Origin of the sequence: Microbacterium sp. SSM24, assembly GCF_025989145.1 — a bacterium.
Classification (GTDB): domain Bacteria; phylum Actinomycetota; class Actinomycetes; order Actinomycetales; family Microbacteriaceae; genus Microbacterium.
Map to the genome: position 1 here is coordinate 240,882 of NZ_JAPDNQ010000002.1, position 20,314 is coordinate 261,195.

General features: G+C 69.6%; 19 protein-coding genes. 12 read left to right on the forward strand and 7 right to left on the reverse strand.

The window, feature by feature from the left end; all coding sequences use genetic code 11:
• Positions 1–10: 10 nt before the first annotated feature.
• From dprA to OL358_RS13065, 3 genes are read right to left on the reverse strand one after another with little or no spacing between them, the layout of a single operon-like run.
• Entirely contained in the window at positions 11–1,201 is a 1,191-nt protein-coding gene (gene dprA, locus OL358_RS13055; protein WP_264710502.1) for a DNA-processing protein DprA, read from the reverse strand.
• The gene (locus OL358_RS13060; protein ID WP_264710503.1) at positions 1,198–2,724 is read right to left on the reverse strand and encodes a YifB family Mg chelatase-like AAA ATPase; all 1,527 of its coding nucleotides are present in this window, start codon (positions 2,722–2,724) and stop codon (positions 1,198–1,200) included. Before OL358_RS13060 ends, dprA begins: the two co-directional genes overlap by 4 nt.
• Positions 2,721–3,089, reverse strand: coding sequence for a YraN family protein (locus OL358_RS13065; protein WP_264710504.1), 369 nt, complete (start codon positions 3,087–3,089; stop codon positions 2,721–2,723). Before OL358_RS13065 ends, OL358_RS13060 begins: the two co-directional genes overlap by 4 nt.
• Before the next feature lie 144 nt (positions 3,090–3,233).
• Here OL358_RS13065 and OL358_RS13070 point away from each other — a divergent pair, with 144 nt between their 5' ends.
• Positions 3,234–4,142 (forward strand): tyrosine recombinase XerC, encoded by a 909-nt coding sequence (locus OL358_RS13070; RefSeq protein ID WP_264710505.1) that lies wholly within the window; start codon positions 3,234–3,236, stop codon positions 4,140–4,142.
• A 6-nt stretch (positions 4,143–4,148) separates the two neighbouring features.
• Here OL358_RS13070 and OL358_RS13075 read toward each other — a convergent pair whose 3' ends face one another.
• Positions 4,149–4,691 carry a M23 family metallopeptidase gene (locus tag OL358_RS13075; RefSeq protein ID WP_264710506.1) on the reverse strand — a complete coding sequence of 181 codons (543 nt, stop codon included), beginning with the start codon at positions 4,689–4,691 and terminating at the stop codon, positions 4,149–4,151.
• Positions 4,692–4,992: 301 nt separating this feature from the next.
• Here OL358_RS13075 and rpsB point away from each other — a divergent pair, with 301 nt between their 5' ends.
• The 9 genes from rpsB to OL358_RS13120 all read left to right on the forward strand — a co-directional run bounded on the left by rpsB (position 4,993) and on the right by OL358_RS13120 (position 11,886).
• A complete protein-coding gene (rpsB, locus tag OL358_RS13080; RefSeq protein WP_264710507.1) occupies positions 4,993–6,030 on the forward strand; it encodes a 30S ribosomal protein S2 in 1,038 nt (345 codons plus the stop codon).
• 92 nt (positions 6,031–6,122) lie between these two features.
• Positions 6,123–6,950: a translation elongation factor Ts gene (gene tsf / locus OL358_RS13085; protein WP_264710508.1), complete on the forward strand. Its 828-nt coding sequence runs from the start codon at positions 6,123–6,125 to the stop codon at positions 6,948–6,950.
• A 45-nt stretch (positions 6,951–6,995) separates the two neighbouring features.
• Positions 6,996–7,754: a UMP kinase gene (gene pyrH, locus OL358_RS13090; protein WP_413631577.1), complete on the forward strand. Its 759-nt coding sequence runs from the start codon at positions 6,996–6,998 to the stop codon at positions 7,752–7,754.
• Positions 7,755–7,804: 50 nt separating this feature from the next.
• Positions 7,805–8,359: a ribosome recycling factor gene (gene frr / locus OL358_RS13095; protein ID WP_264710510.1), complete on the forward strand. Its 555-nt coding sequence runs from the start codon at positions 7,805–7,807 to the stop codon at positions 8,357–8,359.
• Between the two features lie 7 nt (positions 8,360–8,366).
• Positions 8,367–9,491: a phosphatidate cytidylyltransferase gene (locus OL358_RS13100; protein WP_264710511.1), complete on the forward strand. Its 1,125-nt coding sequence runs from the start codon at positions 8,367–8,369 to the stop codon at positions 9,489–9,491.
• On the forward strand, positions 9,488–10,054 hold the full coding sequence (locus OL358_RS13105) for a DivIVA domain-containing protein (RefSeq protein ID WP_264710512.1): 567 nt from the start codon (positions 9,488–9,490) through the stop codon (positions 10,052–10,054). Before OL358_RS13100 ends, OL358_RS13105 begins: the two co-directional genes overlap by 4 nt.
• A 58-nt stretch (positions 10,055–10,112) precedes the next feature.
• Positions 10,113–10,844: a lytic transglycosylase domain-containing protein gene (locus OL358_RS13110; protein ID WP_264710513.1), complete on the forward strand. Its 732-nt coding sequence runs from the start codon at positions 10,113–10,115 to the stop codon at positions 10,842–10,844.
• 5 nt (positions 10,845–10,849) lie between these two features.
• Positions 10,850–11,134: a hypothetical protein gene (locus OL358_RS13115; RefSeq protein WP_264710514.1), complete on the forward strand. Its 285-nt coding sequence runs from the start codon at positions 10,850–10,852 to the stop codon at positions 11,132–11,134.
• Between the two features lie 26 nt (positions 11,135–11,160).
• A complete protein-coding gene (locus OL358_RS13120) occupies positions 11,161–11,886 on the forward strand; it encodes an alpha/beta hydrolase (protein WP_264710515.1) in 726 nt (241 codons plus the stop codon).
• Positions 11,887–11,916: 30 nt separating this feature from the next.
• Here OL358_RS13120 and OL358_RS13125 read toward each other — a convergent pair whose 3' ends face one another.
• Positions 11,917–12,981, reverse strand: a complete 1,065-nt coding sequence (locus OL358_RS13125; protein ID WP_264711017.1) for an AI-2E family transporter — start codon at positions 12,979–12,981, stop codon at positions 11,917–11,919.
• Positions 12,982–13,158: 177 nt separating this feature from the next.
• Here OL358_RS13125 and OL358_RS13130 point away from each other — a divergent pair, with 177 nt between their 5' ends.
• Both OL358_RS13130 and OL358_RS13135 read left to right on the forward strand, forming a co-directional pair.
• Positions 13,159–15,045, forward strand: a complete 1,887-nt coding sequence (locus OL358_RS13130) for a glycosyl transferase (protein ID WP_264710516.1) — start codon at positions 13,159–13,161, stop codon at positions 15,043–15,045.
• A complete protein-coding gene (locus tag OL358_RS13135) occupies positions 15,042–15,992 on the forward strand; it encodes a tetratricopeptide repeat protein (RefSeq protein WP_264710517.1) in 951 nt (316 codons plus the stop codon). Before OL358_RS13130 ends, OL358_RS13135 begins: the two co-directional genes overlap by 4 nt.
• Positions 15,993–16,019: 27 nt before the next feature.
• On the opposite strand, the gene glgB is transcribed toward OL358_RS13135, so the two are convergent.
• Together glgB and OL358_RS13145 are read right to left on the reverse strand one after the other, a co-directional pair.
• Positions 16,020–18,197 (reverse strand): 1,4-alpha-glucan branching protein GlgB, encoded by a 2,178-nt coding sequence (glgB, locus tag OL358_RS13140; protein ID WP_264710518.1) that lies wholly within the window; start codon positions 18,195–18,197, stop codon positions 16,020–16,022.
• Positions 18,194–20,278 (reverse strand): maltotransferase domain-containing protein, encoded by a 2,085-nt coding sequence (locus OL358_RS13145; RefSeq protein ID WP_413631581.1) that lies wholly within the window; start codon positions 20,276–20,278, stop codon positions 18,194–18,196. The genes glgB and OL358_RS13145 overlap by 4 nt, the downstream gene beginning before the upstream one ends.
• Positions 20,279–20,314: the final 36 nt, after the last annotated feature.

The window sequence follows — 20,314 nt, forward strand, 5'->3', positions numbered from 1 at the left end:
GGCGGACGCATCACCTCCGGGAGGTCGGCGATCGCCAGCCCGTGGTGTCGCGTACGGCTGCGCCTTCGAGCTGCAGGAGTCCGAGCACGGCTTCGACGTGGTCGACGGACATCCCCGTCCGCCGGGCGAGATCGGTCGCCTCGCGCGGCGCTCGCGTGCTGAGCGCATCGCGGACCCGCGTCGTGTCGTCGGTGTGCGCCGCTCGGTCGCCGGTGCTTGTGGCGGCGATCGTGTCGAGCCCGAGGAGCTCACGCACATCGGCTGCGCTCGTGATGCACGCCGCGTCGAACTCGCGCAGCAGGCGGTGCGTCCCCGCGGACGCAGCGGAGGTCACCGGGCCTGGCACGGCTCCGAGCCGCCGGGAGAGCGAGGCCGCGTGGCCGGCCGTGTTGAGCGATCCGCTGCGCCATCCTGCCTCGACCACGATCGTGGCATCGCTCAGCGCTGCGATGAGCCTGTTGCGCTGCAGGAATCGCCACTTGGTGGGGGCGGCGCCGCAGGGGACCTCGCTCACGACCGCTCCCGTCGCGGCGATGCCCTCGATGAGTCCGGAGTGGCCCGCGGGGTAGCTGCGGTCCACGCCTCCCGCGAGCAGCGCGACGGTGCGCCCGCCGACGCCGAGCGCGGCGCGATGGGCGGCACCATCGATCCCGTACGCGCCACCGGAGATCACGGGGATCCCGCCCCCTGCGAGATCCGCGGAGAGCTCCAGTGCGACGTGGTCGCCGTATGAGGTCGCCGCTCGTGCGCCGACGATCGCCACGGACGGGCGCAGCTGCGCGAGCAGGCCGCGGTCCCCGCGCACCCAGAGGCAGTGCGGCGCATGCATCCCGAGGTCGTCGAGCTGGCCGGGCCAGTCCGAGTCGGCGCGGGTGATGATCGCGACCGATGCTCGCGCGGCCGAGGCGAGACTCCGCGCGATCTGGAGCGGGTCGAGACGCGGCATCCACCGCTTTCGGCCTTCGTCGAGTTCTCGGGCGGTGACCGATGCCGTGCTGTCGGCGGCGAGCACGATCTCCAAGCCGCGGAGTGGCCCATGGGAGGCCACGATGCGTCCGGCCACCGAATCGCCCGGTTCGACGAGGTGCGACCACACGACGGTCGCATAGCGGTCGACGACCGCAGAGTCCGCTGCCGACGTGTCGGCATGGCCGCCCAGCGCGCTGCGTGCCGTCGCGGGGTCCAGTCGAAAGCCGTTCATGCGGCGAGTCCCTTCTTGAGATACAGAGCCCGGCCGAGATGCTCAGCCGTGAGTCGTGGAAGGCCCGAGAGATCGGCGAGGGACCACGCCACCCGCAGCACGCGGTCATAGCCGCGCAGCGTGATGGCACCGCGGTGAAGCGCGGCGTCGAGCGGGCGGAGCACCTTCGCTTCGGGTGAGGCAGGGCCCTCGCGCAACCAGGTGCCGGGCACGTGCGCGTTGAGTCGCCACGGCGTGTCGGCCAGCCGGTGAGCCGTGCGCGCCCGCGCCTCGGCCACCTGACTGCGCGCGTCGGCCGTCGTGATCGTCGCGCCCGCGTGACCGTGCTGAGCGACCGAGACACGGGTGAGCGCCAGTTCGATGTCGATACGATCCAGCAAGGGTCCGGACAGCCGGCCGAGATACCGGCGTATCGCCGACGGCGGACAGGTGCAGGTGCCGCCGCGGATGCCGTAGTCGCCGCACGGGCAGGGATTCGTCGCGAGTATCAACTGGAACCGCGCCGGGAACGCGGCGCTCGCGCCGGATCGGTGGATGGTGATCGTGCCGGTCTCGAGCGGCTGGCGGAGGGAGTCGAGTGCGCCGGCGGTGAACTCGCCCGCCTCGTCGAGGAACAGCACGCCCTCGGTGGCGCGGGCGATCGCGCCGGGACGAACGGTGCGTGATCCGCCGCCGACGAGTGCCGCCACGCTGGCGCTGTGGTGCGGGGCCTCGAACGGCGGCGTACGGGTCAATTCGACGACCCGCACGCCCGAAAGACTGCGGACGGCGGCGCTCGCGAGTGCCGCACGATCATCGAGCGCGGGAAGGATGCCGGTGAGGCGGCGCGCGAGCATCGTCTTCCCCGCACCGGGCGGACCGCACATCATGAGGTGATGTCCGCCCGCTGCGGCGACCACCAGCGCCTCGACGGCTTCTCGCTGTCCGATCACCTCGGCGAGATCGAGGGTGGGCTCGGCCGGGACGGCGTCGTCGGGCAGATCGACGGGTTCGTCGTCGGGAACCTCCACATCCGCGCCATGAAGTGCGAGGACCTGCGCGAGGTTCACGGCGCCCACGACCTCGATGCCGTCGACGAGCCCCGCCTCCGCGCGGTTCGCCCAGGGCACGACGGCGCGCCGTCGCCCGGCCCTCGCGGCCGCGAGCACGGCGGGGAGGACCCCCGGGATCGGTCGGAGCCGGCCGTCGAGGCCGAGTTCGCCGAGGTGCACCGTGGACGCGAGGGACGTGTTGTCCATCGTCGTCTCGGTGGCGAGGCAGACGAGGGCGATCGCGACGTCGAAGCCCGAGCCCTGTTTCGGGAGGCTCGCGGGGGAGAGGTTGACGGTCAGCCGTCGGCGCGGGAGTGGCGCGCCGCTGTTCGCACAGGCGTTGTGCACCCGCTGTACGGCCTCGCCGAGCGATTTGTCGGGCAGGCCGATGATCTTGAACTCCGGTGTCTGGTTCGAGAGGTCGGCCTCGACCTCGACGAGCTCGCCCTCGACCCCGACGAGAGCGACTGACCAGGTGCGGGCGATGCTCATGGCACCTCCACGTCGCGGATGTGTTCGAGGTGTGCGGTGCGGGGGTCCGCACCGGTGACCGCCACGGCGTCGATCCGCATGCGGCGCCGCTGAACGACGTCGCGATTCGCGGCGACCCAGGCGCACGCGAGACGCCACAGACGCGCGCGCTTGCGCGCGTCGATCGCCTCGAACGGATGCCCGAAACCCTCTCCCCGCCTCGTCTTGACCTCCACGACGACGACGTGCTCGGCGTCGACCGCGACCAGGTCGATCTCGCCGCCGGGGCAGCGCCAGTTGCGGGCGACCACCTCGTAACCGGCGTCCGTGAAGTAGCGCGCCGCACGCTCTTCTCCCGCGCGTCCGAGTTCATCTTTGTCTGCCATGAACCGATCGTCGCGAACGCGTCTCGCGACGCTCGTCCATCGCGAGCGGCCGGTGGAGTGCGCGGCCGAGTGCAGGGGTGGGGAGGAAGCGCTGACGCGGTGAGTCGCACCGCGCGCCCGGGCAGGTCGGACCAAGCTGGGGTCATGAGGCTCGAGGACGCCGCCGACGCGTATGCGCGCGTGCTCGCCGACGTGCGCCGGCTCTCACCCGCGACGGTGCGGGCGTATCGCGGCGACCTCGCCGATCTGGCCGCGACGGTGGGGAATGCCGACCTCGCGGAGATCGACCTCGAGACCCTGCGCGAGTGGCTGTGGCGTGCGACCCAGCGGGCCGACGCCCGCGCGACCCTCGCGCGGCGCACCTCGACGGCGCGCGGCTTCTTCGCGTGGGCCCTCGATGAGGGCATCATCTCGGACGATCCGGCACTGCGGCTGGTCGCTCCGAAACGGGGCCGCCCGCTTCCGAAGGTCGCGACCGCGGATGCCCTGAGCGCGATGCTCGACCGTGCGGGTGCCGCCGCTGCGGAGGGCGATCCGATAGCGCTGCGAGACCATGCCGTGCTCGAGTTCCTCTACGGATCCGGAGTGCGCGTGTCAGAACTGTGCAGTCTCGACCTCGGCGACATCGACCGCGACCGGCGCACGGCTCGCGTCGTCGGAAAGGGCTCGAAGGAGCGGGTGGTGCCCTTCGGGGGAGCGGCGGGTCGTGCGCTCGACGCGTATCTCGTGCGCGGCCGCCCGGCACTGTTCGGGCGTCAGGCGCCGACGGAGCGCAGTGCGGGGGCTGTGTTCCTCGGCGTCCGTGGCGGACGCCTGGGCACCCGGGCGGCATACGACGTCGTCGCGCGGGCGCTCGGTCCCGAGGTCGGTGGGGCCGCCGGTCCGCATGCGCTGCGGCATTCGGCGGCGACGCACCTTCTCGACGGGGGCGCCGATCTGCGCGCGGTGCAGGAGATCCTGGGCCACGCGAGCCTGGGAACGACGCAGATCTACACGCATGTGTCGAGCGAACGGCTTACTGCGACGTACCGGCTCGCGCACCCGCGGGCGTGATCCTCTTCAGCAGCAGGGCAGCAGCACGGCCCGCGGCACGCCGCCGAGCATCAGCATCGGGTTGACGTACTCGCCGTCCAGACGCACGCCGAAATGCAATGCACCCGGGGGAGAGTGGCCGCCCAGTGCGAGAGCGGCGACTTCTTCACCTCGCTCGACGCGCACGCCCGCGGCCAGTTCGGACTCGGTCGGCTCGAGCGTCGTGACGAGGCCGTCACCGTGGTCGATCGTCAGGATGCCCCGTCCGGCCACGGCTCCCGAGAAGGCGATCGTTCCGGCGGCGGGGGCACGCACAGGTTCGTGCGGATCCGCCCGAAGGTCGATGCCCCGGTGGCCGGGCCCGTAGCGGTGCGCGGGCGCCTCGAACGCGCGCTCCAGGCGGAACCGCGCGAGCGGCCAGTCCCAGTCGGCACCGGCCGGAGCGCCGACGGGCTCGGCCGCGGCATCCGTCTCCGGATCGGCGTGAGACGGCGCCGCACCCGAGACGAGGATCGCCGCGAGCGTCGCCCCGGTGAGGAGTGCGCGGGTGATCGAGTGCGAGAACGACATGGAGCCAGCCTCGGCGCTGATCCGACGTCGCAGACCTTCGTACACGGAGCGGTGGACGGATGCCGCTGCCCACGCCCTGGGGAGGAGGCCGGTCCTGATACACTGGACCCTGCATCCCGCTCGTCGGGGTGACTCCGCGTGCCCAGAGCACCGCGCACGGTCGCAAGACCGGGCGGTGCGGCATCCACTCCCATCGGTCTCGCAGCAGCGAGCGGGCGTGCGCCGGGCACCAGGCCCGCCGACATCGTCGGCGCGAACACAACCGCAAGAGGCGCGCACGCGCCAGAACAGGAGAACGGCCATGGCCGTCGTCACGATTCGCCAGCTGCTCGACAGCGGCGTCCACTTCGGGCACCAGACCCGCCGGTGGAACCCGAAGGTCAAGCGCTTCATCCTCACGGAGCGCAGCGGCATTCACATCATCGACCTGCAGCAGTCGCTCACGTACATCGACAAGGCGTACGAGTTCGTCAAGGAGACGGTCGCCCACGGCGGCACCGTCCTCTTCGTCGGCACGAAGAAGCAGGCCCAGGAGATCGTCGCCGAGCAGGCGACCCGAGTCGGCCAGCCCTACGTGAACCAGCGCTGGCTGGGTGGCCTCCTCACCAACTTCCAGACGGTGTCCAAGCGCCTCGCGCGCATGAAGGAGCTCGAAGAGCTCAACTTCGACGACCCGGCTGCCAGTGGCTTCACCAAGAAGGAGCTGCTGATCAAGAAGCGCGAGCTGGACAAGCTCCACAAGTCGCTCGGCGGCATCCGCAACCTGCAGAAGACACCGTCGGCGATCTGGGTCATCGACGCCAAGCGCGAGCACCTCGCGGTCAACGAGGCCACGAAGCTGGGCATCCCGGTGATCGGCATCCTCGACACGAACGCCGACCCGGACGAGTTCCAGTACCCGATCCCCGGCAACGACGACGCGATCCGCTCGGTGAGCCTGCTCACCCGCATCATCGCCGACGCCGCCGCCGAGGGACTCATCCAGCGCCACCAGCCCACCGACGAGTCGGCTGACGCCGAGCCCCTCGCCGATTGGGAGCGCGAGCTGCTCGAGCAGGGCGCCGCCGACGAGGCCACCGCTGCCGTCGTCGTCGAGGCCGCTGCCGAGGAGCTGGCCGAGGAGGCCGTCGTCGCCGAGGCCGTCGCCGTCGAGCTGGCCGTCGAGGCCGTCGAGGCCGAGGCTGCCGGTGACGACGCCGCCGCTGAGGAGCTCGCTGCCGAGGCTGTCGTCGCCGAGGCCGTCGCCGAGGAGCTGGCCGAGGAGGCCGTCGTCGCCGAGGCCGTCGCCGAGGAGCTGGCCGCCGAGGCCGTCGCCGACATCGAGGCCGCAGAGAAGTAAGCACCCGCCGCAAGGCAACTCGGCGGGGTCGTGTTCTGCGACCCCGCCGAGGCATCCCCCGAGAACTTCCCACAATCAAGGAGCCGCCACTCATGGCAAACTTCACGATCGCCGACATCAAGGCGCTGCGCGAGCAGCTCGGCACCGGCATGGTCGACACCAAGAAGGCCCTCGAGGAGGCCGACGGCGACCTCGAGAAGGCCGTCGAGATCCTCCGCCTCAAGGGCGCGAAGGGCAACGCCAAGCGCGCCGACCGTTCGACCAGCGAGGGCCTCGTCGCCGCCAAGCAGCTCGACGGCAAGGTCACCATTCTCGAACTGAACACCGAGACCGACTTCGTCGCGAAGAACGACCGTTTCATCGCGCTGGCGGACAAGGTGCTCGAGGCTGCCGCGGCCGCAGGTGCCGAGTCGGCCGAGGCCGCGCTGGCAGCACCCGCCGGCACGCAGACGGTCGCCGAGCTCATCTCCGACGAGGCTGCCATCATCGGCGAGAAGGTCGAACTCCGCCGGGTGAGCACGCTCTCCGGCGACAAGTTCGAGATCTACCTCCACAAGACGAGCAAGGACCTGCCCCCGCAGGTCGGCGTGGTGCTCGCGTACACGGGTGATGACGCGGAGACCGCTCGCAGCCTCGCGCAGCACATCTCGTTCGCGAACCCGACCTACCTGTCGCGCGACGAGGTCCCCGAGGCCGAGGTCGAGAAGGAGCGCGAGATCGTCACCGAGATCTCGCGCAACGAGGGCAAGCCCGAGGCCGCCCTCCCGAAGATCGTCGAGGGCCGCGTCAACGCGTTCTTCAAGCAGGTCTCGCTCCTCGACCAGGACTACGCGAAGGACAACAAGCTGTCCGTCGCGCAGGTCGCGAAGGACGCGGGTCTTACCCTCACGGGCTTCGCCCGCTTCAAGGTCGGCGCGTAACACGTCGAGAAGGCCCGCATCGGATGCCGATGCGGGCCTTTTCTCATGCCCTTCTGTAGTTTGTCGTCAACGAGAGGATCCGTCGTGATCAATGAGAACACCGGGCGCCGCCGCGTCCTCCTGAAGCTGTCGGGCGAAGCGTTCGGGGGCGGTCAGCTCGGGGTCAATCCCGACGTCGTGAGCCAGATCGCGCGTGAGATCGCGGCCGCCGTGGATCGCGTCGAGATCTCGATCGTCGTCGGCGGGGGCAACTTCTTCCGCGGCGCGGAGCTCAGTCAGCGCGGTATGGACCGCGGGCGGGCCGACTACATGGGCATGCTCGGGACCGTCATGAACGCGCTGGCGCTGCAGGACTTCCTCGAGCAGGCGGGCGCCGCCACCCGCGTGCAGTCGGCGATCTCGATGACCCAGGTCGCCGAGCCCTACATCCCGCGGCGGGCCGAGCGCCACATGGAGAAGGGCCGCGTCGTCATCTTCGGCGCCGGCGCGGGCCTGCCCTACTTCTCCACCGACACGGTCGCGGCACAGCGCGCACTCGAGATCGACGCGCAGGAGGTCCTGGTCGCGAAGAACGGCGTCGACGGCGTGTACACGGCCGATCCCCACAAGGACCCCTCGGCGACCAGGATCGATCGCATCACCTACCTGGATGCGCTGCAGCGCGGCCTGAAGGTGGTCGACTCCACGGCCTTCAGCCTCTGCATGGACAACAAGATGGACATGCGCGTGTTCGGCATGGAGCCCGCAGGCAATGTCACCCGTGCGCTTCTGGGCGAGCCGATCGGCACTCTGGTCACGGCGTGAAACGCCGCCCTGAGTAGACTGGACCGAGCCCACCCCATGAAGGAGACACAGTGATCGCGGACGTCTTGGCCGATGCCGGAGCGCGCATGGACCGCGCCGTCGAGGCTGCGAAGGAGGACTTCGCGACCGTTCGCACCGGACGTGCCAACCCGCAGCTGTTCCAGAAGATCCTCGTCGACTACTACGGCACCCCCACGCCGCTGGCCCAGCTCGCCTCGATCAACAACCCCGAGGCGCGCACGCTGATCATCACGCCCTACGACAAGTCGGCGCTGAAGGGGATCGAGCAGGCCATCCGCGACATCCCGAACCTCGGCGTCAACCCCACGAACGACGGCAATCTCGTGCGCGTGACGATGCCCGAGCTCACCGAGGAGCGCCGCAAGGAGTACGTGAAGCTCGTGCGCTCCAAGGGCGAGGACCACAAGGTGCATCTGCGCGGCATCCGACGCAAGTCCAAGGACGACATCGACGCCCTCAAGAGCGAGGTCGGCGAAGACGAACTGACCCGTGCCGAGAAAGAGCTCGACGCCCTCACGCGCGCGCACGTCGATGCCATCGACGAGGCACTCAAGCGCAAAGAGGCGGAGCTTCTCGAGGTCTGAGACCTGGATGGCCGAAGAATCAGATGACGCGTTCGGGGGCGAGCAGTCCGCTCCCGATGCGCCGCTGACCCGTCGCGAGGCGGCGGAAGCGCGCCGCGCGGAGACGACGACGCCCGCGGCGCCGTCCGAGGGCGCGATCCCGCCGATTCCACCTCTGCCCGTCACGGCCGTCGCAGGCGCGCCGGAAGCCTCACCGGCCATCCAGGCGCACCTGCGCGCCGCGCGGACCGAGTTCGAGAGTCAGGTCGCGCACGCCCGGGCGGAGTTCGAGGAGGCGAACGAGCGGATCAAGCAGCGCACGGGCCGCGATCTCATCGTGGCGACGCTCATCGGCGTCGCCGCCGGCGCTGTTCTCATCGGCTCGCTGATCTTCGTCAAGCAGCTCTTCGTGGTCTTCGCGCTGGCAGCGGCGCTCCTGGGCGTCTTCGAGTTCGCGCGCGCCCTCCGGGCATCGGGCCGGCGTGTGGATGTGGTGCCCCAGCTCGTCGTCGGTGCAGTGGTCGTCCTCTCGGGATACTTCTTCGATGCCTGGCTGCACTGGGTCGTCATCTTCGTCGCGGTCGCCGTCGTGGTGGTGTGGCGCCTTCTGGTGCAGATGGCCAGCCGGGATGGGCGGACCTACGGCAACGTGCTCGCCGACGTCCTGATCGCCGGATTCGTCCAGCTCTACGTCCCGTTCCTGGCGAGCCTGTGCGTCGTCCTGCTCGCCCAGGAGGGCGGGGAGTGGTGGGTGCTGTCGTTCATCGCGGTCGTGGTCGCTGCCGACACCGGCGCGTATGCCGCAGGCCTCACGTTCGGCCGTCATCCGATGGCGCCGCGGATCAGCCCGAAGAAGACGTGGGAGGGCTTCGCGGGAGCGGTGGTCGCCTCCGCCCTGGCCGGCGTGCTCCTGGCCATCTTCCTCCTCGGCCTCGACTGGTGGATGGGCATCGTCATCGGAATCGTGATCCTGGGCACGGCTACCGCCGGTGACCTCGGGGAATCGATGATCAAGCGCGACATGGGCATCAAGGACATGAGCTCGTGGCTGCCGGGTCACGGCGGAGTGCTCGATCGACTGGACTCGATCCTGCCCTCCACGGCGGCGGCACTTGCTCTGTACTATCTCTTCACCCCCCTGGTGGCATCATGACGACAGCTTCCGCACCCGCGCCGGCGGCGTTCCCCGAGGCTCACGGACGCGAGAAGGGATACGACCGGGCGGCGGTCGACGCCTTCCTCGCGAAAGCGCGCACGGCGTTCGAGGTCGGCGACGACCCCATGACGGCATCCGACGTGCGAGAGGTCGCCTTCCCGCTCGTGCGACGCGGGTATGCGATCGCCTCGGTCGATGCGGCCCTCGGTCGCATCGAGGACGCGTTCGCGGCGAGAGAGCGCGAGTCGGCCCTCACGGGGCGCGGCGGGGTGCGCGCATGGGTCGGGCAGACCCGCGAGACCGCTCAGGCCGTGCTCGACCGACTGTCCCGCCCGCGCGGGCGGCGCTTCGATCGGGTGTCGTCGCTGCGGTACGGGTACCGCATCGACGAGGTCGATCTCGTCACCGACAAGATCGCCCGCTTCCTCGAGACGGACGAATCCGTGTCGGTCGAGCAGGTCCGCTCGGTGGCGTTCCGGATGCAGCGCGGCGGCTACCGGGAGTCCCAGGTGGATGCCGTCCTCGACGCGGTCGTCGAGGTCATGCTGGCGGTCTCATGACCTCGCGCGGCGCGCTCGGATGGCCTTCGCGCCGGCCGATCGGTAGACTCGAGCCACTGTGACTTCTGGAAACGAGCTGATCCCGACCCGGCGTTCACGCCGACAGGACGTGTCGACCGTCGCAGGATCGCCTGTCGCCCGCCCTCGTCGTGCTCCCGCTCCGAGGCAGAGGTGGTCGCGTCGCCGCGGTGTGCTCGGCGTGTTCGCGGCCTTCGCGGCGGTCGGCTTCGTCGCGGCATACGTCGGTCCGACCGGCATGGCGCTCAGCGACGCGAACGCCGACGAGGGCTCCACCGTGTCGCTCTACGCGAATTCGATCGGCGATGTGCAGTCCTTCGCCTCGGGCGAAGACGCCGGTGACGCGCGGGCACTCGATCGCGGCAACTACACCGTCTACGTCAAGCCGAAGCCCAAGCCCGTCGTCGTCGTCGACGCGGCGGAGGCGTCGACATCGAACGGATGGACGCCCCCGTTCGTGACGCCCGACCCGGGAAGTGCGCAGGCCATCGCCTACGGAATGGTCACTGCGCGCGGGTGGGGGGACAGCGAGTTCGCGTGCCTGGTGGCGCTGTGGAACAAGGAGTCCGGCTGGCGCGTCAACGCCTACAACGCCTCGAGCGGGGCGTACGGCATCCCGCAGGCTCTCCCCGGCAGCAAGATGGGCAGCGCCGGGGCTGACTGGGAGACGAACCCGGCGACGCAGATCGCGTGGGGCCTCGGCTACATCGGCGGCCGCTACGGAACGCCGTGCGGTGCGTGGGGTCACTCGCAGAACGTCGGCTGGTACTGAGTTCGATGCCGCGGTCGAACCGCCGGCGTACCGACTCGGGTGGCGACGACTCATTCGAGCGCATGCTCGCCGGGTGGAAGCGCACCGAAGTCCGTCGCGGCGTCGAGTGGACCGTGCAGCCGGTCTCCGTCGCGCAGGCGCTGAAGAGCTACGTGTGCCCCGGCTGCGGGCGCGAGATCTCCGCGGGAGTCGCGCACGTCGTCGCGTGGCGCGCAGACGGCGTCCTGGGCGACCGAGCCGACCTCGACGCCCGCCGGCATTGGCATCAGCACTGCTGGAAGCTGGCCTGAGGGCCCCTCGCAGAGAGTCGACCGACATGGAGATCCGAGGACCGCTCCTCCTCCCGGCGCGCCGGGAAGAGATCGAACTGGAGACGATCGACGGCCTCACCCTCGTCGGTGAGCTCGCCGTCCCGCAGGACCGTGAGCCGGTGGCGACGCTCGTCACGCTGCATCCCCTTCCGACGGCCGGCGGCTTCATGGATTCGCACATCCTCCGCAAGGCCGCAGGGCGCCTGCCGGCTCTCGCCGATCTCGCCGTGCTGCGCTTCAACACCCGCGGCACCACCTCGTCCCGCGGTACGAGCGAGGGTGATTTCGACGGCGGCCGCGCGGAGGCCTTCGACGTCGCGGCGGCAATGGACTTCGTGCGTGAGCGCGGACTGCCGCGCCCGTGGCTCGTGGGGTGGTCGTTCGGAACCGAACTCGCCCTCAAATACGGCCGTGACCACGATGTCGAGGGTGCGGTCCTGCTCTCGCCGCCGCTTCACCGGGCCAGTGACGAGGAGGTCGCCGCCTGGGCCGACGATCAGCGTCGCCTGATCGTGCTGGTTCCCGAGTTCGACGACTATCTCCGACCGGATGCTGCCGCCCTGCGTTTCGCGAGCGTGCCCGACGCGGTCCTGATCCCCGTCGAGGGGGGAAAGCACCTGTGGGTCGGCGAGAATCAGACCCGACGGGTGCTGACCGAGATCGTCGCCGCGATCAACCCCGACGCGCTGCCCCTGCCGAACGAATGGAACGGCCCGGCCGCCGAGGACTGACCTCTCGCAGACGCCGGCCGCGGCATCCGCTCACCGCTCGTTCTGGCGCGGGATCACGACCTGGCGGTAGATGATCAGGATGCTGGCCGCCACCGGGATCGCGACGAGGGCGCCGAGCAGTCCGAGGAGCGCGCCGCCGGCCAGTGCGGCGATGACGACCACCGCGCCGGGCACCGACACGGCACGCCCCATGATGCGCGGCGAGATCACGTACGCCTCGATCTGCATGTAGATGAGGTAGTAGATCGCCGCGATGAGGGCGGTGGTGGGGGAGCCGAGGCCCAGACAGAACAGCACGATGATGGTGGAGCCGGTCAGCGTGCCGACGAGCGGGATCAGCGAGAAGAAGAACGCGATCACGGCGAGCACCGCGGGGAACGGCGCGTTGATGATCGAGAGGAAGATCGCGCTGAGCACACCGTTGATCGCGCCGAGGCTGAGCTGGCCGATGACGTAGTAGCCGACCGAATCGGTGATCTGCTCGCCCAGGTCGATGAACCGCGCGCGCTTCGAAGCTGGGACGAGCTGGTACACGGCGCGCTTGAGGTTCGGCGTGGAGGCGGTGAAGTAGATCGTCAGGATCAGGACGATGAACGCGCCGGCGAGCCCCGCCAGGACGGCACCGCCGATCGCGATGATCCCACCGCCGATCTGCTCGCCGATCGCCCCGACGTCGAGGGAGTTGAACCAGTCCTCGAGGTACATGAAGACGTCGTCGACCTTGAGGTTGGGGAACGTGGAGGCCATCCAGTCCTTGGCGTCGGCGACCGGATTCCAGTCGCCCGTCTCGACGAGATCCTGGATGTCGGCGACCAGCTGCGAGATCTGTCCCGCGATGATCGGGACGACCATCAGGATGATCCCGGCGAACGCGGCGAGGACCACCAGGATCGTGATGAGCACGGCCGCCCAGCGAGGAAGCTTGCGGCGCTCGAGCCACGCCACGATCGGGTCGAGCCCGAGCGAGAGGAACAGCGCCGTTCCGACATAGAGGAGGATCGTCGACAGGGTCTGGATGCTGCCGATGAGCACCAGTCCGAGTCCCACCCCGAGCGTCGCCACGAATGCGACCCGGAACGGATTGTGCACCTTCATTCGGCCCCCCGCCATCGTCGGCTCGAATGCCGACGTGTCTTCCGTCAGGATACGCACTGAGGACGCTCAGCCTCGGGAATGGTCCCTCCCGGGCTGCTTTCAGGTCACTTTCGCTAGTCTGAAATGTCGGATCGAAGACTCGCGGAACCCGTGCGAGTCCTGGAAAGGTGTTTCTTCGTGCGTTTCGTATGGGCCGTCGCGGCATTCGTGCTCGCCGCCGTGATGATCGGAGCGGGCATCGCTCAGCGGACGGTCTTCCAAGGTCCCGACACCGCCGTCGCCGCGATCGCGGTCGACGAGGAGGCTCCCTACCTCGTGATCGATGGCTCGGTGCTCAACGAGGTCGACGGCGCACAGACGCTGCGCGCGCAGGCCGACGGCGACATCTTCGCCGCCTACGGTCGCACCGCCGACATGACGGCGTGGCTCGCCGAGACCCCGTACAACGTGGCGAGCCTGGATGACCAGGGCGAGATCGTCACCGAACTGGTCGAGCCCGCGCCGCCCGCGGACACGACCGCCGATTCCTCCGCCACCGACGACGCGAAGCCCGACGACGCGACGACGACCGACGACGCGGCGTCGACCGCCGGCGAGACGACAGACGGCGCCGCTGCCGTCGAGGAGCCGGCTCGCAGCCCCATCGGCTCCGACCTGTGGCTCGACGAGTTCCAGCAGAGCGACATCCTGATCGCACCGCTGCAGCTTCCGAAGGGCATGAGCGTGCTCGTCGCCACCGACGGCACCGCTTCCGCTCCGACCGCCGTGTCGGTCTCCTGGCCGATTCCCAACGCCACGCCGTGGGCGGGCCCGCTCATCGTCGGCGGCGGCATCGTCCTGGCGATCGGCGTGTTCCTGTACATCCTCGGCATCCGCCACGCGCGCCGGTCGCGCGGTCCCCGGCGCAAGGGCCTCCCGCTGGCCGTCACCGAGCCCATCGACATCGCCGTCGAGGGCGCCGACAAGGGCGTGATCAGCTCGACGCCGCCGACTCGCCGCGCCGTGACTCGCGGTCGCCGATCGCTCGTGGTGCTGCCCGCCGTGGCCGTCTCGGCGCTGCTCTTCAGCGGATGCTCCGCCGAGGCGTGGCCGGACCTCGCGCCCACCCCGACGCCCTCGGCGTCGGCGACCGTCCTCGTGCCCGAGGGACAGCAGGCTCCCGCCGTCACGAAGCCGCAGGCCGAGCGCATCCTCGCGCGCATCGCCGACACCGTCTCCGAAGCGGATGCCGCGATGGACGAGGATCTCGCGTCGACCCGCCTCGGCGGGGCGGCGCTGGCCGCGCGGTCCACCAACTACAAGCTGCGCGGAGCCATCGCCGACTATGCGGTGCCCGCCGCGATCCTCACCAAGCCGCTCGAGATCGTGCTTCCGCAGGCCTACGACGGCTGGCCCCGCTCCGTGATGACCGTGGTCGACGACGATGCGTCGAAGACGTCGAGCATCATGGTGCTCACGCAGGACGACCCGTGGGCGCCCTACAAGCTCTCGTACGTTGCGAGCCTCGAGGCATCCACGACGATGCCCGACCTTCATCCGGTGTACATCGGTGCCGTGCAGCCCGCGCCGAACTCGCAGTTCCTCGCGATCGCGCCGGAGGATCTCGCCGCGGCTTACTCCGACATCATCAACAAGGGCGAGAAGAGCGAGTTCTTCGACATGTTCGAGGCCGAGGGCGACGAGTTGCGCGAGCGCATCGCCGTCAACCGTCAGGAGCGCCTCGACGAGTTCAACAAGACCGCCTCGAAGACCGGCAGCCTGACCTTCGCATCGGCGCCGGGCACGTTCGCTCCGTTCGCGCTCGCCACGGTCGAGAGCGGCGCGATCGTCGCGGTGAACATCAACGAGACCGACACGGTGAAGCCGACCAACGCCGACGCGGTCATCAAGCTCGACAACAACGCCACGGTGAAGGCGCTGGCCGGCGCAGATCAGTCGGCGACCGGCTTCACGACCACGTTCACCGATCAGGTCTTCTTCTACGTGCCGACCCAGGGGTCGACCGAGAAGATCCGCCTGCTCGGGTACGCCTCCGACATCCTCGACGCGAAGGTGATCAAGTGACCGATCCCGCCTCGGGCGCCGCTCTGCGCGGCGCCGTGGACCTCTCTGCGCTGCGCAATCGACCTGCCCCGTCGGCCGCGGGGGACGGGCAGGGGCCGGCAGGTGCGGCATCCGTGCCGTCGCTCGTGATGGACGTCACCGACGAGACGTTCCCCCAGGTGCTCGAACTGTCGCGCACGGTCCCGGTCGTCATCGACCTGTGGGCGGAGTGGTGCGGGCCGTGCAAGCAGCTGAGCCCCGTGCTCGAGCGCGTCGTCACAGAACTCGGCGGACGCCTCCTGCTCGCGAAGGTCGACGTCGACGCCAACCCGCAGCTGTCCCAGGCATTCCGCGCTCAGTCGATCCCGTTGGTCGTCGCGCTCGTCGCGGGTCAGCCGGTCCCGCTGTTCACGGGCGCCGTCCCCGAGCAGCAGGTGCGCGAGGTCTTCGCCCAGCTCCTCCAGCTCGCGGCGCAGAACGGCGTGACGGGAACGGTCACCGCAGACGGGGCGTCCGAGACGGATGCTGCGGCCGAAGCCCCCGCGGAGCCGCCGCTCCCGCCGCTGCACGCCGAGGCGTTCGACGCGATCGAGGCGGGCGACTACCCGCGCGCGATCGCCGCGTACGAGAAGGCGCTCGCCGAGAACCCGAGGGACGCCGAGGCGCGCGCCGGTCTGGGGCAGGTCCGCCTGCTCGATCGTGTGCAGGGCGCCGACCTGCAGGCCGCGCGTGACGCCGCTGCCGCGGCGCCGACGGACATCGAGGCGCAGTTCGCGGTCGCCGATCTGGATCTGGCCGGCGGACACGTCGAGGACGCCTTCGCGCGACTGCTCGACCTGTTCGCACAGCTGCCGTCCGACGATCGTGCGCCGGTGCGTGAGCGTCTGCTCGAGCTGTTCGCCCTGGTCGGCGACGGCGACCCGCACGTCATCCGCGCGAGGGGCAGCCTCTCGTCGCTGCTGTTCTGACCCGACGCCGGATCACCGACGCCGGTCTCAGCCCTGCGTGGGAGACGGTATGTGGGCCTCTGGATCGTGCCGGAGCCACAGCACGCCGAGCGGAGGCAGCACCATCTTCGTGCGACCCCCGTCGCCGGCGTGCACCATTCCGAGGTTCCCGACGCCCGAGCCGCCGTAGGCCTGCGCGTCGGAGTTGAGGATCTCGTGCCACACGCCACGCTCCGGGAGGTCGAGTTCGAAGGAGGTGATCGGCTCTCCCGAGAAGTTGCAGATCACCGCGACCGCGTTCCCGTGCCAGTCGCGGCGTGAGAACGCGATGACGTTCTGGTTCCACTGCGGCGCGCCCAGGCGGGTGAAGGCCGCGCCATCGCTGTCGCGCGCCCACAGGGCGGAGTGGTCGCGGTAGACCCGGTTGAGAGTCGCCACGAAATCCTGCAGCTGGGCGTGCGAAGGCTGGTCGAGCAGCCACCAGTCGAGCGATCGACCCTCGGACCATTCCGACAGCTGACCGAACTCCTGCCCCATGAACAGCAGCTGCTTGCCCGGGTGACCCCACATGTAGGCGAGGAACGCCCGCATGTTGGCGAGCTTCTGCCAGTGGTCTCCGGGCATCCGGCCGAACAGGCTGCCCTTGCCGTGCACCACCTCGTCATGGCTGATGGGCAGGACATAGTTCTCGCTGAACGCGTAGACGAACGAGAAGGACAGTTCGCCCTCATGGTGGGAGCGGTACATCGGATCGCGCTTGATGTACTGCAGGGAGTCGTTCATCCAGCCCATGTTCCACTTGAAGCCGAAGCCGAGACCGGCCTGGCTCGTCGGAGCCGTGACACCCGGGAAGCTGGTGGACTCCTCGGCGATCATCGCGATGCCCGGGTAGCGCTTGTACGCGGTCGCGGTGACCTCCTGCAGGAACCCGATCGCTTCGAGGTTCTCCCGGCCGCCGTGCACGTTCGGCACCCACTGGCCCTCTTCGCGGGAGTAATCGAGGTACAGCATCGAGGCGACGGCGTCGACGCGAAGTCCGTCGACGTGGAACTCCTCGAACCAGTACAGGGCGTTGGCCACGAGGAAGTTGCGCACTTCGCTGCGGCCGTAGTCGAAGATGTACGTGCCCCAGTCGCGGTGCTCACCCCGCCGAGGGTCCGCATGCTCGTACAGCGGCTCGCCGTCGAAGCGGGCGAGGGCGAACGCGTCCTTGGGGAAGTGGCCGGGAACCCAGTCCATGATCACGCCGATGTCGGCGCCGTGCAGGCGGTCGATGAGGTATCGGAGATCATCGGGGTGGCCGAATCGGCTCGTCGGGGCGTAGTAGCCGGTGACCTGGTAGCCCCACGAGCCGCCGAACGGATGCTCCGCCAGCGGCAGGAACTCGATGTGCGTGAATCCCTGAGCGGTCACGTAGTCGATGAGCTGGTCAGCGGCATCCCGATACGACAGGCCCGGTCGCCACGAGCCGAAGTGCAGTTCGTAGACCGACATCGGGCGCGACACCGGCGTCTCGCGGGCGCGGCGCGACATCCATCGGTCGTCCTCCCAGCGATACGAGGACTCCACGACGACGGATGCCGTGGCGGGCGGAACCTCGGCGAACCGGGCCATCGGGTCGGCCTTGGTCACCCACGCGCCGTTGCGGCCGAGCAGCTCGAACTTGTAGGTCGTGCCCGCTCCGATACCGGGGACGAAGAGCTCCCACACCCCGTTGCCGCCCATCGAGCGCATCGCGTGGCTCTTGCCGTCCCAGTCGTTGAACGACCCCGTCACCCGCACGGCGCGTGCGTTGGGCGCCCACACCGTGAACGCGGTGCCCGTGACTCCTTCGTGCTCGCGCACGTGTGCCCCGAGGACGCGCCACAACTCCTCGTGGCGCCCCTCTCCGATCAGGTGCAGATCGAGTTCGCCGATCGTCGGCGGAAAACGGTAGGGGTCGTCTGCGACATAGTCCGCGGCATCCGGGTAGGTGGTCACCAGTTCGTAGCGGCGCTGGTCTCCGGAGCGGGTGCCCTCCCACACGCCGGCTCGCACGTGTTCGAGCGGGACCCGCGTGCCGTCGACGAAGACCGCCGTCACGCTGTGGGCGAGCGGACGTCGCGCGCGGATGACCCATTCGGCGGCGTCGGGACCGTCCTCCGCGGGATGCATGCCGAGCACGGCATGCGGGTCGTGGTGGGCTCCAGCGCCGACCGCCTCGAGCACCTGATCTGACGGGGTCATCGCTTCTCCTTGACGTGGAGGATGTGCACGGGGTCGGTGAATGCGTCGAGCATCACGAAGTTGTGGTCCGACCACGTCCAGCGCGCACCGGTGACGAGGTCCTCGACGTCGAACGCATCGCCCGGTTCGACGCCCCACACCGTGGTGTCGAGGTGGACCATCGTCTGCCGCACGGAATGCGGGTCGGTGTTGGCGACCACGATGAGCGTGTCGCTGCGTCCCGTGGGCGAGAGCGCCCCCGGAAGGTGCTTCGCGAACACGAGGATCGCGTCGTCGTCGCTCCAGTGGACGGTGAGGTTGCGCAACTGGCGCAGCGCGGGGTGATCCCGCCGGATCTCGTTCAGGCGGCGAAGCCACGGGGCGAGGGAGTCGCCGCGTGCCTCCGCACCCTGCCAGTCGCGCACCTTGATCTCGTACTTCTCGTTGTCGATGTTCTCTTCCGACCCCGGTCGGGCGACGTTCTCGAACAGCTCGTACCCCGCGTAGACACCCCAGGTCGGGGCGGCCGTCGCGGCGAGCGCAGCACGGATCGCGTAGGCCGGTCGTCCGCCGAACTGGAGGTACTCCGTGAGGATGTCGTGGGTGTTCACGAACAGGTTCGGCCGCATGAAGTCGGCGGTCTCGGTCGCGATCGAGGTGAAGAACTCCTCGAGCTCCTGCTTCGTGTTGCGCCACGTGTAGTACGAGTAGCTCTGCTGGAATCCGGCCTTCGCCAGCGTCTGCATCACCTCGGGCCGCGAGAAGGCCTCGGCGAGGAAGATGATGTCGGGGCGCTCGGCGTTCACGGTTGCGATCAGCCACTCCCAGAACTCCAGCGGCTTCGTGTGGGGGTTGTCGACGCGGAAGATGGTCACGCCCTGGGCGATCCAGTGCCGCACGACCCGGAGCACCTCTGCGTAGACGCCGGCCGGATCGGTGTCGAAGTACACCGGGTAGATGTCCTGGTACTTCTTCGGCGGATTCTCGGCGTAGGCGATCGATCCGTCGGGCAGCCGGACGAACCACTCCGGGTGTTCCGCGACCCACGGGTGGTCGGGCGAGGCGTTGAGAGCGAGGTCGAGAGCGACCTCCATCCCGTTCTCGGCCGCCGCCCTCACGAACGCGCGGAAGTCGGCCATGGTGCCGAGCTCCGGACTCACGGCATCGTGCCCGCCGTCCGGGGAGCCGATTCCGTAGGGCGATCCCGGGTCACCCGGCTCAGCGGTGAGGGTGTTGTTGCGGCCCTTGCGATTGGTCGTGCCGATCGGATGGACCGGAGGGATGTAGAGCACGTCGAAGCCCATGTCGCGGACGGCGGGAATCCGCGCACGCGCCGTGCGCAGGTTGCCCGGCTTCACCCGCCCGTCCTTGAATCGCCTGGCGCCCTCGGATCGGGGGAAGAACTCGTACCATGAGCCGACGCCGGCCCGCTCGCGTTCGACCAGGATCTCGAGCTGCGGTCCCTGCGCGGTGATCGACATGACCGGCCGCTGCGCGAAGAACCGGGCGATCGCGGGGTCGCGCACGATCGTCAGGGCGCCGTCGGTCCCCACATGCGCGTCGCGGAGCGCCGCAGCCGCTCCGGCGAGGGTCTTGCGCTCGGCTGCAGGACGGTCCCTCTCGGCTTGGGCGCGATCGAACAGGAGAGCGCCCATCTCACGCATGAGGTCGATGTCGACGCCGGCCTCGATCTTGACGTCGGCAGCGTGCTGCCACGTGAGGAACTCGTCTCCGAACGCCTCGAAGCGGAACGTCCACAGACCGTCCTCGCGCAGCGCGACCGCCGTCGCCCAGCGATCGAGCCCGTTCTCCAGAGGCGAGACACGGTGCAGGGATTCATCTCCCGAGGGGGAGTGGAGACGGAGGTGCACGCCGATGCGGTCGTGCCCCTCGCGGAACGCTGTCACCCCGAACGGCACTGCCTCTCCGTTGAAGGCTTTGGGCAGGTACGGCTCGCCGGGGATCGCCGGCGACGGCTTGGTGAGGGGGATGCGCCCGGTCGCGGTCGTGAAAGGGGATTCCTGCACAGGGGCCGCGCGGAGTGGGAGCGCGGAGGCGCTCCGCCAGGGACGTTCGGGGGTCGGACTCTTGGTCGATGCCACGTTCCGAACCTACCGGGCGTGCTGAGCAGTCGATAG

What these genes read in the sequence shown, in the direction of transcription:
- OL358_RS13075 (WP_264710506.1), bottom strand. Translation starts at nt 4,691, where the DNA reads ATGTCGTTCTCGCACTCGATCACCCGCGCACTCCTCACCGGGGCGACG.
- rpsB (WP_264710507.1), top strand. Translation starts at nt 4,993, where the DNA reads ATGGCCGTCGTCACGATTCGCCAGCTGCTCGACAGCGGCGTCCACTTC.
- OL358_RS13060 (WP_264710503.1), bottom strand. Translation starts at nt 2,724, where the DNA reads ATGAGCATCGCCCGCACCTGGTCAGTCGCTCTCGTCGGGGTCGAGGGC.
- glgB (WP_264710518.1), bottom strand. Translation starts at nt 18,197, where the DNA reads ATGACCCCGTCAGATCAGGTGCTCGAGGCGGTCGGCGCTGGAGCCCAC.
- OL358_RS13070 (WP_264710505.1), top strand. Translation starts at nt 3,234, where the DNA reads ATGAGGCTCGAGGACGCCGCCGACGCGTATGCGCGCGTGCTCGCCGAC.
- dprA (WP_264710502.1), bottom strand. Translation starts at nt 1,201, where the DNA reads ATGAACGGCTTTCGACTGGACCCCGCGACGGCACGCAGCGCGCTGGGC.
- tsf (WP_264710508.1), top strand. Translation starts at nt 6,123, where the DNA reads ATGGCAAACTTCACGATCGCCGACATCAAGGCGCTGCGCGAGCAGCTC.
- OL358_RS13115 (WP_264710514.1), top strand. Translation starts at nt 10,850, where the DNA reads ATGCCGCGGTCGAACCGCCGGCGTACCGACTCGGGTGGCGACGACTCA.
- OL358_RS13065 (WP_264710504.1), bottom strand. Translation starts at nt 3,089, where the DNA reads ATGGCAGACAAAGATGAACTCGGACGCGCGGGAGAAGAGCGTGCGGCG.
- OL358_RS13105 (WP_264710512.1), top strand. Translation starts at nt 9,488, where the DNA reads ATGACGACAGCTTCCGCACCCGCGCCGGCGGCGTTCCCCGAGGCTCAC.
- OL358_RS13125 (WP_264711017.1), bottom strand. Translation starts at nt 12,981, where the DNA reads ATGAAGGTGCACAATCCGTTCCGGGTCGCATTCGTGGCGACGCTCGGG.
- OL358_RS13120 (WP_264710515.1), top strand. Translation starts at nt 11,161, where the DNA reads ATGGAGATCCGAGGACCGCTCCTCCTCCCGGCGCGCCGGGAAGAGATC.
- pyrH (WP_413631577.1), top strand. Translation starts at nt 6,996, where the DNA reads ATGCCCTTCTGTAGTTTGTCGTCAACGAGAGGATCCGTCGTGATCAAT.
- OL358_RS13100 (WP_264710511.1), top strand. Translation starts at nt 8,367, where the DNA reads ATGGCCGAAGAATCAGATGACGCGTTCGGGGGCGAGCAGTCCGCTCCC.